Origin of the sequence: Pseudoduganella chitinolytica (assembly GCF_029028125.1) — a bacterium.
In the GTDB taxonomy this organism is placed as follows: Bacteria; Pseudomonadota; Gammaproteobacteria; order Burkholderiales; family Burkholderiaceae_D; genus Rugamonas; species Rugamonas chitinolytica.
This window is the reverse complement of record NZ_CP119083.1, coordinates 4,172,450-4,185,120: the sequence shown is the minus strand read 5'-3', so window position 1 is coordinate 4,185,120 and position 12,671 is coordinate 4,172,450. Positions and strand designations below refer to the sequence as shown.

The following is a 12,671-nucleotide window of genomic DNA, read 5'->3' as shown; positions in this document are numbered from 1 at the left end:
TTTTTGATCCGTCGCCACCTTGCCGGCTTAGGGTCTGTCCCTTCGGGACTGACCCTGGTTTTTATCGCTGACGTAAAAGTCTTCGCAAGCGCCGCGAACCCAATGGCAGCGAGCCAAGCAGCGCAACCGGCAACAGCGCTCGGCGCTCCGTGCGGGATGGCCGCGCCAACCGCCTTCCCACCCGCCTGCGCCATTGCTATAGTCCAGCCCAACCGCACCGAATATAGACGCCCCATGCCCGCCCCACCCGTCAGCCTGAAAGCCCGCGCCCTGCGCCTGCTGTCCACCCGCGAGCACAGCCGCCTCGAGCTGGGCCGCAAGCTGGCGCGCCACGCGGAGGAGGGCGAGGACGTGGAAGCCCTGCTGGACTGGCTGGAAAAGAACAAGTGGCTGTCGCAGGAACGCTTCTCGGAATCGCTGGTGCACCGCCGCGCAGCGCGCTACGGCAACAGCCGCATCCTGGCCGAGCTGCAAAGCCACGGCATCCAGGGCGAGGCGCTGCAGGAAGTGAAGGCCGGCCTGGTCGAAGACGAGGTGGCGCGCTGCTGCGAAGTCTGGCGCCGCAAGTTCGGCGAAGTGGCATCCGATGCGGAAGGCCGCGCCAAGCAGATGCGCTTCCTGATCCAGCGGGGCTTCTCCCAGAAAGCAGTGCGCGCCGCGATGAAGGGCTACGACCCCAGCGATGAAGGTTTCTGAGCCGCGCTGGAGAGCATGAATTGCCGAGGTATGGCGATGCCGGCAATCCTTGCGCGTCGCGGCGTCGTTTCACCCGACACCAGGGTCTGGGGTCAGACCCGCCGGGTCTGACCCCGGCTTTCGCTCCTGGGGGAAGGCGCGCCACCTGGCTTTCGTTCTTCACACCGCCGCGGATTTCCCGGCTGGACAGTTGTCACCCACAAAGTTGCAAAAGCGAAATCGGAGGCTGTCCCCAATTTCCTGAGGAGCCTGTGTCGGACTATTCCGCGACAGTCCCGGAACCGAATTGCCGAGGCATGGCGATGCTGGCAATTTTTGCTTGTTGCGGGCGTCGTTTCACCCAACACCAGGGTCTGATCCCGGCTTTCGCTCCTGGGGTAAGGGCGCACCACCTGGCTTTCCTCCTTCCACACAGCCCCCCGATTTCGGGGCCGGACAGTTATCACCCACAAAGTTGCAAAAGTATCACACCCAATTCACCCCATGAATCGCCCACTGCCGAGGTTGTACGATCACATCGCTCGCCCAAGCCTGTCCGGTGTGCTACACTTTTGTAGTTTTATGCAGCACCGCGGGTGCGGTGGTTGTCCGTAGAAGCTGCGGCAACGTACTTTTCAGTACATGGCTGCTTACTAATTTGGTCGCGCAAGCGGCATCGGTCTTATGTCCCTGTCTACTCCAGTCTCACGTCGTGCGCTGCGCCATACGCGCGCCATAGACATCCAGGCGTTCGCGCGCGAGGATGGCTTGTGGGACCTCGACGCGCATATCACCGACATCAAAGTGGGCGACACCCTGCTGGCTTCCGGCTTACGCCAAGGCGGACAGCCCCTGCACGATCTCTGGCTGCGCATCACGGTGGACAAGCAACTGACCATCGTCGACGCCGAGGCCGTATCCGACGCCGTGCCTTACGCAGGCTTCTGCAACACGATCGGTCCGGCCTACAAGGCCATGATCGGCCTGAACCTGATGAAGGGCTTCCGGCACGAACTGAAAGCGCGGCTGTCCGGCATTGCCGGCTGCACGCACCTGACGGAACTGGCGCAGATCCTGCCAACTGCGGCCGTCCAAGCCTTCGCCAACGACGTGTGGCCGACGTATGACAACGCCACCGCCGTCCAGCCCAAAGAGAAACCGTTTCAACTCGACAAATGCCACGCCCTCCGTACCGATGGCGGGGCAGTTGCCCGGTTCTACCCGCGCTGGGTGGCCCAGTCCGCCAGCACGACTCCGGTGCCGCAAGACCCGTAACACCATTCGCACCCATCAGTAACATTAACCATTCATATCTGTATCAGAAGGGAAGCCAGCATGAAAATCCATGAGTACCAAGGCAAAGAGATCCTCCGAAAGTTTGGAGTGACGGTTCCGCGCGGCATTCCGTGCATGACCGTGGAAGAGGCGGTGAAAGCTGCCGAGACGCTGGGCGGCCCGGTATGGGTGGTGAAGGCGCAGATCCACGCCGGTGGCCGTGGCAAGGGCGGTGGCGTGAAAGTGGCCAAGTCGCTGGAACAGGTCAAGGAATACTCGGAACAGATCATGGGCATGCAGCTGATCACGCACCAGACCGGCCCTGAAGGCCAGAAGGTCCGTCGCCTGATGATCGAAGAAGGCGCCGACATCAAGAAGGAACTGTACGTTTCCCTGGTGACCGACCGCGTTTCGCAGCGCGTCGTGCTGATGGCTTCCTCCGAAGGCGGCATGGACATCGAAGAAGTGGCCGAGTCCCACCCAGAGAAGATCCACAACGTGATCATCGATCCGGCCGTGGGCCTGACCGACGCGGATGCCGACGACGTCGCCCGCAAGATCGGCGTGCCGGAAGCTTCGATCGCCGATGCGCGCGCGAACCTGCAAGGTCTGTACAAGGCATACTGGGAAACCGACGCTTCGCTGGCTGAAATCAACCCGCTGATCCTGACCGGCGAAGGCAAGGTCATCGCTCTGGACGCGAAGTTCAACTTCGACGCCAACGCCCTGTTCCGTCATCCGGAAATCGTCGCCTACCGCGACCTGGACGAAGAAGATCCAGCCGAAGTCGAAGCTTCGAAGTTCGACCTGGCCTACATCTCCCTGGACGGCAACATCGGCTGCCTGGTGAACGGCGCCGGTCTGGCCATGGCCACGATGGACACCATCAAGCTGTTCGGCGGCGAACCTGCCAACTTCCTGGACGTGGGCGGTGGCGCAACGGCCGAGAAAGTGACCGAAGCATTCAAGATCATGCTGAAGAACCCAGGCCTGAAGGCGATCCTGGTGAACATCTTCGGCGGCATCATGCGTTGCGACGTGATCGCCGAAGGCGTCATCACCGCATCGAAGGCTGTCTCCCTGCAGGTACCGCTGGTCGTGCGCATGAAGGGCACGAACGAAGACCTGGGCAAGAAGATGCTGGCCGAATCCGGCCTGCCGATCATCGCCGCCGATACGATGGAAGACGCAGCGAAGAGCGTTGTCGCCGCCGCTGCCGGTCAAGCATAATTTAAGGAACCAACATGTCGATTCTGATCAACAAAGACACCAAAGTCATCACCCAGGGCATCACCGGCAAGACCGGTCAGTTCCACACCCGCATGTGCCGCGACTACGCGAACGGCAAGGAAGCCTTCGTTGCTGGCGTGAACCCGAAAAAAGCCGGCGAAGACTTCGAAGGCATTCCAATCTACGCGTCCGTCAAGGAAGCCAAGTCGGAAACCGGTGCTACCGTTTCCGTGATCTACGTGCCGCCAGCAGGCGCCGCCGCCGCGATCTGGGAAGCTGTCGAAGCCGAACTGGACCTGGCAATTTGCATCACCGAAGGCATTCCAGTCCGTGACATGATGGAAATCAAGGACCGCATGGCCAAGGCCGGCTCCAAGACCCTGCTGCTGGGCCCGAACTGCCCAGGCCTGATCACGCCGGACGAGATCAAGATCGGCATCATGCCAGGTCACATCCACAAGAAAGGCCGTATCGGCGTCGTGTCCCGTTCGGGCACGCTGACGTACGAAGCCGTCGGCCAGCTGACGGCACTGGGCCTGGGCCAGTCGTCCGCGGTCGGTATCGGCGGCGACCCGATCAACGGCCTGAAGCACATCGACGTGATGCGCATGTTCAACGACGATCCTGATACCGACGCGGTCATCATGATCGGCGAAATCGGCGGTCCGGACGAAGCCAACGCCGCGCGCTGGATCAAGGACAACATGAAGAAGCCAGTCGTTGGCTTCATCGCCGGTGTCACCGCTCCTCCGGGCAAGCGCATGGGCCACGCCGGCGCGCTGATCTCCGGCGGCGCCGACACGGCACAAGCCAAGCTGGAAATCATGGAAGCCTGCGGCATCACCGTGACGAAGAACCCGTCCGAAATGGCACGCCTGCTGAAGGCCATGCTGTAAAAGACGTAGTCATCCTGCCGATAGCTGGATAATGACGGGGGCGAGAAGCCCCCGTTTTTCATTTGGAGGACAGATTTGGCGAAGATCCTGATTTCCCGCGACGGCACCCTGGAGCAGACGGTACAGCTGACCAGGGAACGCATGACCATCGGGCGCCAGCGCTACAACGACATCGTCCTGGAACACCCCACCGTCAGCGGCGAGCACGCCGTCATCACGACGATCCTGGACGACTCCTTCCTGGAAGACCTGTACAGCACCAACGGCACGTTCGTGAACGGCCACCGCATCGGCAAGCATTACCTGCAGCACCAGGACATCATCAAGCTGGCCAAGTATCGCATCGAATTCATCGCGGACGGCATCCGGCCGCTGACAGGGGCCGCCCTGTCGCCCGCCGCCTTGCAGCCGGCCCCGCCCCCCGCACCGGCCGTCATCGAAGTGCTGAACGGCAGCAATGCCGGCAAGCGCCTGGCGCTGGCAAAGCCGCAGACGAGCCTGGGCCGCAGCGGCGTGCAGGTCGTCGTCATCAGCCGCACGGCCGCAGGCTACGCGGCAGCACACACGGAAGGCGAGCGGGTGCCGCTGCTGAACGGCACCCCGCTGGGCCCGCTGCCGCAAGGCCTGGCCGACGGCGATGTACTGGACCTGTCGGGCACGCGCATGGCATTCCGGGCGGGCTGACAAAATTCGTCAGGTGGCACGGCGCGCAAGCTGTTGTGACAATTCGTGAGAGTTCACCTGACAAAAAACGTCAGCGGGGCGACGCAAAATGCGCACAAACTTGTCGATAGCGTCATGAAAGAGGCCGGAATTGGGCTGGCACGGCGATTGCTGTATGTCCTATGTCCCACCCCAATTCGTCTTTAACCCGAAGGAGCAGCAAATGAAATCCATGAAAATGATGAAGCAACAAGCCCAGGCCGGCTTCACCCTGATCGAACTGATGATCGTCGTTGCCATCATCGGCATCCTGGCTGCCGTCGCGATCCCGCAGTACAGCAACTACACCGTCAAGGCCAAGATCGCCAATGCGCTGACCGCCGCCGACTCGCTGAAGTCCACCGTCGGCATGTGCATCCAGGAAACCAGCGGCGATAAAGACGCCTGCGACAACGGCGCCAACGGCATCCCTGCCGCTGCAGCCTTCACCGCGACCAAGGAAGTGTCCGCCGCTACCGTCACCAACGGCAATATCGAACTGACCCTGACCGATATCGGCAAGGGCACGAGCGGCAAGAAGATCACGATGACGTCGAACGTCGGCGGCAGCAACATCACCTGGACCAACACGACCGACATCACCGCTTCCGACAACTCGGCAGCAGTGGAAGCGATCACGAAGAACAACCCGCCTGCAAGCACCGGCACCAGCACTGGTACTGGCACGGGCACGGGCACGGGCACCGGCACCGGTACCGGCACGGGCACCTAAGCTCACGCAGCAAGAAAAAAACCGGGCATCGGCCCTAATGCCGTTCAGTTAAGACTGAGCGGCATTTTTCTTTTTGGTGTTGTAAACAGTAGCTGAGGCTGTTAACCTGCGTCACCATGCTTGATGACGCGCTCCATTTCCTCGTACAAGCCCAGGAAGACCCGGACTGGGCCCGCCTGGGACGGCACTTGCCTTCCGAGTGGATCGAGCAAGCGGTTGTACACACTGGCAAAGCGAGCATTCGACGGCGCCGGCTGCCGGCCGAGCAGGTAGTGTGGCTCGTCGTCGCCTTGGCGCTGTACCGTCATCAGTCTATCAGTGAAGTGGTTGACGACCTGGACCTTGCGTTGCCGGACGTGCAGGCGCCTTTCGTAAGCAAAAGCGCGGTAGCGCAGGCACGGCAGCGTGTTGGCGCCGAACCACTGCGGGCATTATTCGAGATCTCAGCAAAGGCATGGTCGGAGCAGGATCGCAAGCAGTACCTGTTCAAGGGACTAAGTCTGTATGCGATGGACGGCACGACATTGAAGACGGCGGATACGCCGGAACAGCGCGACCATTTCGGCGAGCAGTCGTATGCCAGTGGCAGGATCGCCAGCTATCCGCAAGTGCGTGGTGTGACCTTGACTGCCGTGCCGACCCACCTGATACGCGATGCCAAGTTTGGCCCTTACGGCATCAACGAGATGCTGCACGCCAAGGAGCTGCTCGCATCGATTCCGGATGATTCGCTTACCGTCTTCGACAAAGGTTTTCTGTCAGCCGAGATTCTGTGCGGCCTGACCGTCGGAGGAACGAACAGGCACTTCATCATTCCAGCCAAGTCCAATACGAAATGGGAAGTCGTTGGCGGTACTGCCGACGATGCGATGATCGAAATGCGCGTATCGCCCCAGGCACGCAAGAAGTGCCCGGACTTGCCTGAGACTTGGCGCGCACGCGCCATTACGATCATCGACCAGAGCGCACGCAAACACGTATTGCTGACCTCACTATGCGACACCAAGCGCTACACGGCCAAAGACGTTGCGACTTGTTATACCCGGCGCTGGCAGATCGAAACGAGCTATCGCGAACTCAAGCAAACGATGATGGGCAGGGCGTTGACGCTGCGCAGCCGTACCGTCGAAGGCGTCTACCAGGAAATCTGGGGAACCTTGACTGCCTATAACCTGATCCGGCTGGAGATCGCCAAGGCCGCACTGGCGGTGAAGTGTGAGCCGACTGAGGTCAGTTTTATCCGTGCATTCCATGTCATCCAATACGAACTGCATTGGGCAGCAGTAACCCGCTCACATGGCAAGCTGCCCGCCTTGATGCAGCGCCTTCGCCAACGTCTGCTCATGCTACTGAATGAAGAACGGCCCGGTCGAAAGTAGTAGTCGTACAGGCGGCCGAGGTTGGCGACGACTTCGCCGCCATTGTCGAAATCGAGCGAGCTGGACAGGCCATTGATGATCTGCGTGCACTTGTCCAGGCTGGTCGCCTTGAGCTCGTAGCGCTTGCCCACGACGTGGCCGCGGGCACGGGCCAGCTCTTCCAGCAGGCCGTCGGTCAGGACCAGCACCAATCGACCGGGCCGTGACGGCCTTACCTCATCGCTACACTGTCCGCGTCCTGAAAAAAGACCTTAACTGAACGGCATTAGGGCTTCGGCCCGGTTTTTTTTCGTCTGCGTGTTACTTCTGTGCCGTCAGCCGTTCAAGAATGGCGTAAGCCGCCTTCACGCGCGCCGGAATCGGATAGTTCCGGTTCGCCAGCAGCACGATGCCGACCTTTTGCTCCGGCACGAACAGCACGTAAGCGCCGAACCCGCCCGTGGACCCTGTCTTGTTGAACAATGTCGGCCCTGCCGGCAGCGCTGGCGTCTGCAGCCGCGTGGCCGGGTGCGGCTCCCAGATCATGCTCTCCGAGTTCCCGTCCAGCAGCGTCTGCAGCTTGGTGGGGTAGGCGTACTGCTCCCAGCCGAGCCCCTGCACCATGTCGCCGACCTTGAAATAACCCACGTGCGTGCCTTCGACCGCGCGCCGCATCGTCGGGTCCAACCCCTGCGGCGTCATGTTGGCTTGCACGAAGCGCAGCAGGTCGGCAGCCGTCGTCCGGATGCCGTACGTGATGGCGCTGAACGGCTCATCGGTGAAATGCACGGCCTTGCCGTCCAGGTAGCCCCATGCGTAGTCCGGACGCGCGGCCGCGGGCACGTTGACGTAGCTGTGCTGCATGCCGAATGCGGGAAACAGGATGGATTCGACGGCGCTCCCGTAGTCGCGCTTGAGCGCGCGCGCCGTCATATGGCCGAACAGGCCAAGGCTGGGATTGGAATATTCGCGGATCGTGCCGGGCGCGCCGGCCGGCTTCCAGGCACGGTAATACCGTGCCGGCAGCGGCTCCGTTAGTTCGTCCGGAAACTGCAGCGGCAGGCCGCCGGCCGTGTACGTCCCCAGGTGCAGCAGGGTTGCCTTGTCGATGGCACTGCCTTTCAGGGCGGGCCAGTACTTGCCGGGACGGTCGTCCAGCGCCAGCTTGCCTTGCACCTGCGCATAGGAAGCGAGGGTCGCGGCAAACGTCTTGCTGACGGAGCCGATCTCGAACAGCGTGCGGTTGTCGATGGGCTTGTTGTCCGCGCGGGACGCGAGGCCGTAGTTGAAGATGGCGGACTGGCCGTCGACCGTCACGGCGACAGCGACCCCGGGCAGGTCATGTTCGGCCATCAGGGGGCGCACGGTGGCGTCGACGATGGCGCGGATGGCGGCGGGATCGGGCGCGGCCGAGGCGGCCAGCGGCAACGACAGGAGCACGGACGTAGTGCAGCGGCGCAGGGTAGTCAACGCATTTCCTTCACGGGAGGTAATCCCGTGAGGTTAGCGGAAAAGCAATGCCATCACAACGGCCGATCAGACGATCTTTTGCCGATCCGCGATCAGCGCTTCATAGGTAAGATTCTGCAGCATCAGGTAGTGCGCATGGTCCAGGTCGACGAACTGCAGGCCGTACGAGAACAGCGGCGGCAAGTTCGGCCCCGGCGCCTTCGCCGTGCCCGCATTGCGGATGATGGCCTTGGCGGCGACCAGCACCTCGCGGTTGCCCGGCTGCGTGATCAGCGTGAACTTCAGGATGACGTCGCCTTCGCTTTGCGCCAGCTCGTGCGCCGTCTCGACCAGCGCCCCTGAAACGCTCAGGTTGACGATGAAGACACGCTGCTCGATCCCCGCGCTGCCCTTGAGCTGGGCCGGAATATCGACCTTGACGCGCATCGCCGTGCGCAGGCTGGTACCCTGGATCTGGTCGGGGAAGGACACGTGCGCGTAGTACAGCGGCCGCTGGAACACGCGCTGCACGACGCATGCGAACGAGCACACGTTGACGCCGGAGAACACGCGCAAGGTCAGCTTGTCGCCCTCGTTGAGCGCGATGGGCGCGCCGTTCTCGAACGGGATCTTGACGATCAGGTACTCGTCCTTGACCCAGCCGACGACGCTGGAGAAGTGCTGGATGGGCTTCAAGGTGCGGTGCGTAATGAACTGCACGCGCCCGCCCACTTGCAGGTTCATCTGCTCGAATTCATAGACGCGGGGCGCGTTGTCACCCGCAGGCGCACTGCTACTCATCTGCCTCTTTCCACACCAGAGAAACAGATATTATAGCTGTGGCAATCACCAAGTCTCAGAAATAGTGTAAATCAGTCAAGACAAATTTCGTGAACGTATCTTCACGCCAACGTCGCATTGCAAGTGATCCCCGGCCCTGTAACACATCTAAGATGCGTGCGCGTGTTACCTCTACACTGCGCATGCTTAGTTCATCCGCTGATGGCGGCGAGTTGTTGTGGGCAGAGTCTATTCGAGGCCATCCCCGTCAACCTCGTCATCTTCTCCCCGGCGAGGAGGAGGTTCTGGCAGTTCTGAAAACTCGATATTGCCCCAATCCTTAACAATCCATAACGAGAAGCCTGATTCCGGATCATTCAATATATCATCATATCGCCGCACCCTTCCCTGTATGTCGTAATGGTATTCGTTGAACGTCAAAGCGGGCTGAGTTGAGGGCCAAATTCTTTCGATCATGTTCGCGGTATAATCAACAAGGCCTCCGCTAGAAAGCCCAATCCCAACCACGTTTACGAAAACGCCGAATGCTGCCGCCGTTATGGCTACAGGCCCTGCACCAGTTAGAACGGCAACTGTTGCGACAACTCCAGCAACGTTGCCCATAAGTGTAAGAACATCTCTATTATCGACCTTGGCTCCAGCTTTGATGTCACCGATGATCTTCAAGAATGTCATCGTACCTGCAAGAGTATTTGTCTGCAGACCAATTGGCGCTAAGGCTGGGACAATACTTGTGATTGACACGACAACTTGGCCTATGTTGTTCGCGAGAACATAGCTGGATGTGCCAGATGCAGTTGACAGTACTAAAGTATTTGCAGCGGCAGCGCCGTTAGCACCTTGGCCGACAAAGCCTACTACCATTTCCACTCTGTTGGACATAATGTTCCTAATTGTTTTGATTAGTTGTATATAATCACACGTATGCATCTATGCATATGCCAATCGATCTTTTCGCTGGCAAGCAGAAATGCTTTGTGGTATCAGTCAAAGAAATCCAGTTTCTTCAAGTCATCTATATGGATGGATTTGAACACCAGCGTAATTCTCAGCTCACGACAAACGCGAGATGGTGATTTAGCGGCATGCGGCTCACTTCCGTAGAACTGGACAACCCGGCCCGGTTTTGAAAATACCGCGCTCCGTATCAAAGAATTTTCGACGTCATAAAATACTGTTTCTCCGCCCCAGGGAAGCGGCCACATGCGATGACAATAAAGTATTGTAGTAACCGCCGGAATATCCTTTGGGTTGTCGCGATGAATGGTGCCATCTAAACCAAAAGTATGAGCATTGGCGTAGCATCGTAGCAATGAATGCCCAGGTAGCAATTTATCCTTAATCGATTTCCATGCATCGACTACGGGGCCGCAGTTAATGTTTTCGGCGAGCTCTACATCACAAGGTGTTCGAGCGGATTTGCCGCCGCCAGCGAAATGCTTGTTCCAATGGCGCAACGATTCTCCAGCTGTATTTGATCCCCAGCCAAAACGCCAGTCGATGTCATTAAAAAAACACGCAATACTCTCGAATTCGGTCGAGTCGAAGAAGTCGTCGACAATACGAGGAGAATCAAACGGACTCATGCTTTCGCGGCTAAAGTCTTTATCGGGCTGGCGTATATGGGCTGGGCGCCTCTGCCTACCGCAGAACGTTTCACGTCAGGGGCGATAAAGCGATAATACAAATCGCCCGCTTGCGGAGGGGGCGCGTATGATACGCGGACAATATAGGAATCGCTTCGCTTTGCAATTTGGGGCTCGGTGTGAATAATCTCCTCAAACTCCGGGTCACTGGCTACTTGAAAGTTTAGCCGTATAAATGCCGGCTTCTGTGACAAGCGTGGGTCTGCCATGGTCGTAATTCGCCAACTACCATCTGGCGCTAATGCTTCTGTTGATCCTGCATGAAAGCAGACTATAAGGCCCTTGTTCGAGTTCTTCATGGCTGCGTGTAGTGAAGAACTGCACAATAAAGTGCTAATCGCTCCGACTGTGGCTGCACTCTTATATATAAAGTCGCGTCGCTTCATGTCTTCTCCAATATGATAGGAACTATAGGCATTACTCTTTTGAGTCGCGTATGCTATCGTATGGAGTTGATATGAATTCTATCCAAATGTCACACTCGTAGGAAATGACAGGCTTGAGAACTGTGAGGGTAAAATATAATGCTTGTTTGGAAAATCCGTTCGATGCTCTCGGTACTGATGGTTTGTTCTTGTAATCTTCGGTTTCCTATTGGAATCTAATTTGGAGGCAAAATATAATGAGGTCAAAAGCTACATGGGGCGCGTCTTTAGGCCCTTTAGGCCCTTTAGGCGAAGAAGGCAGTGTGCTTATGCACAAGCGATCCGCTTATGTAATCGGATTTTTCGCATTGTTGGTTTTGCTATTAGGCGGGAACAGAGTGGAAGGGAAGATTAGTGCGCTGGACTGGACTGAGATAACTGCGACAGTTGAGGAGGTGCGGGTTTACCAGCGGAATGGCCGGAAACGCGACTGGTGTAATATCGTTAGCTATCGATATGTAGTGGGGGGGGGCGCGTCGTTAAAAGTAACAAAATGAGCAGCTCAATAATCGGTGCGTCAGGATGCTATAAGACCGAGTCGGAGGCTCAACAACAAGCGGACACGCTTAGAAAAGCCGGGAGAATTAACGCCTACTACAACCCTAGCGCGGTAAGTCAATCTGTATTAGTGAAGGATAAGCTTGATGAGGTTGATGTCGTTACGCTTGGAAGTGGCCCAATTCTGCTTATAATTGCATTTTGGCAATGGCGGTGTTATCGTGCGAAGCAACAGCTGAAATTGGAGTGAGCGGAGAGTCGCTCCCTTTTCGCGAATCTAAAGAGCTTTACTATTTTCGGTTTGCGGTAACGATTGGTCTCAGTTCAACTGGAACTCTTATATTTTTTCGTTGCATTTCCTTGCAAAGTGCATGGGGCGATTCCCATATCGGGTCCGCATAACGGATTCTCACTCAACGGGAAATTAAAAAAATTCGAGTTTAGCAAAGGTTTGAATTTAGAAAAAATGAAAGCAGCCTAGTTCGTCACGGTCCAATCGCCCGACTTGCCACCATGCTTTTCCCGCACCCGGATCTCGCCCATCACCATCCCCCGATCCACCGCCTTGCACATGTCATACACGGTCAACAACCCGACCTGCACCGCCGTCAACGCCTCCATCTCGACGCCAGTCTTCCCATAAGTCTCCACCTGCGCCCGGCAGTGGACGGACGACGAGGCTTCGTCGGTTTCAAAATCGACGGTCACGCGCGTCAGCGCGAGGGGATGGCACAGCGGAACAATGTCGCTCGTGCGCTTGGCGCCCATGATGGCGGCGATGCGGGCGATGCCCAGGACGTCGCCCTTCTTGGCAGTTCCCGATAGAATGATCGCCAAGGTTTCCGGTTTCATGCGGATGGTGCCGGTGGCGATGGCGATGCGGTGGGTTTCGGCCTTGGCGCCGACGTCGACCATGTGGGCCTGGCCGGCGTTATCGAAGTGGGTGAGCTGGTCGGTCATTGCGCTGGAATCTTGTTATTGGA

General features: G+C 58.4%; 11 protein-coding genes and 2 pseudogenes. 7 read left to right on the top strand and 6 right to left on the bottom strand.

Features of this window, described 5'->3' with window-relative positions; all coding sequences use genetic code 11:
• Nucleotides 1–234: 234 nt before the first annotated feature.
• The 7 genes and pseudogenes from recX to PX653_RS18505 all read left to right on the top strand — a co-directional run bounded on the left by recX (nt 235) and on the right by PX653_RS18505 (nt 6,890).
• Nucleotides 235–696, top strand: coding sequence for a recombination regulator RecX (gene recX, locus PX653_RS18535; RefSeq protein WP_277414220.1), 462 nt, complete (start codon nt 235–237; stop codon nt 694–696).
• A gap of 663 nt (nt 697–1,359) precedes the next feature.
• Entirely contained in the window at nt 1,360–1,950 is a 591-nt protein-coding gene (locus PX653_RS18530; protein ID WP_277414219.1) for a DUF2889 domain-containing protein, read from the top strand.
• Between the two features lie 60 nt (nt 1,951–2,010).
• Complete coding sequence (gene sucC / locus PX653_RS18525; protein WP_277414218.1) at nt 2,011–3,180, top strand: ADP-forming succinate--CoA ligase subunit beta; 1,170 nt, start codon at nt 2,011–2,013, stop codon at nt 3,178–3,180.
• A gap of 14 nt (nt 3,181–3,194) precedes the next feature.
• Nucleotides 3,195–4,076 (top strand): succinate--CoA ligase subunit alpha, encoded by an 882-nt coding sequence (sucD, locus tag PX653_RS18520; protein ID WP_277414217.1) that lies wholly within the window; start codon nt 3,195–3,197, stop codon nt 4,074–4,076.
• Between the two features lie 75 nt (nt 4,077–4,151).
• A complete protein-coding gene (locus PX653_RS18515; protein WP_277414216.1) occupies nt 4,152–4,760 on the top strand; it encodes an FHA domain-containing protein in 609 nt (202 codons plus the stop codon).
• A 220-nt stretch (nt 4,761–4,980) separates the two neighbouring features.
• Nucleotides 4,981–5,379, top strand: a pseudogene (locus PX653_RS18510) (pilin); the annotation flags it as partial.
• A gap of 248 nt (nt 5,380–5,627) precedes the next feature.
• Complete coding sequence (locus PX653_RS18505; protein ID WP_277414214.1) at nt 5,628–6,890, top strand: IS4 family transposase; 1,263 nt, start codon at nt 5,628–5,630, stop codon at nt 6,888–6,890.
• Here the strand turns inward: PX653_RS18505 and PX653_RS18500 are convergent.
• The 6 genes and pseudogenes from PX653_RS18500 to moaC all read right to left on the bottom strand — a co-directional run.
• Nucleotides 6,890–7,090: pseudogene (locus tag PX653_RS18500) on the bottom strand (flagellar export chaperone FliS); the annotation flags it as partial. The gene PX653_RS18505 and the pseudogene PX653_RS18500 overlap by 1 nt on opposite strands.
• Before the next feature lie 100 nt (nt 7,091–7,190).
• On the bottom strand, nt 7,191–8,339 hold the full coding sequence (gene ampC / locus PX653_RS18495; protein ID WP_277414213.1) for a class C beta-lactamase: 1,149 nt from the start codon (nt 8,337–8,339) through the stop codon (nt 7,191–7,193).
• A 66-nt stretch (nt 8,340–8,405) separates the two neighbouring features.
• Nucleotides 8,406–9,119: a flagellar brake protein gene (locus PX653_RS18490; protein ID WP_277414212.1), complete on the bottom strand. Its 714-nt coding sequence runs from the start codon at nt 9,117–9,119 to the stop codon at nt 8,406–8,408.
• 228 nt (nt 9,120–9,347) lie between these two features.
• Entirely contained in the window at nt 9,348–10,001 is a 654-nt protein-coding gene (locus tag PX653_RS18485) for a hypothetical protein (RefSeq protein WP_277414211.1), read from the bottom strand.
• A gap of 101 nt (nt 10,002–10,102) precedes the next feature.
• On the bottom strand, nt 10,103–10,705 hold the full coding sequence (locus tag PX653_RS18480) for a 2OG-Fe(II) oxygenase (RefSeq protein WP_277414210.1): 603 nt from the start codon (nt 10,703–10,705) through the stop codon (nt 10,103–10,105).
• Between the two features lie 1,460 nt (nt 10,706–12,165).
• Nucleotides 12,166–12,648 carry a cyclic pyranopterin monophosphate synthase MoaC gene (moaC, locus tag PX653_RS18475; RefSeq protein WP_277414209.1) on the bottom strand — a complete coding sequence of 161 codons (483 nt, stop codon included), beginning with the start codon at nt 12,646–12,648 and terminating at the stop codon, nt 12,166–12,168.
• Nucleotides 12,649–12,671 lie beyond the last annotated feature (23 nt).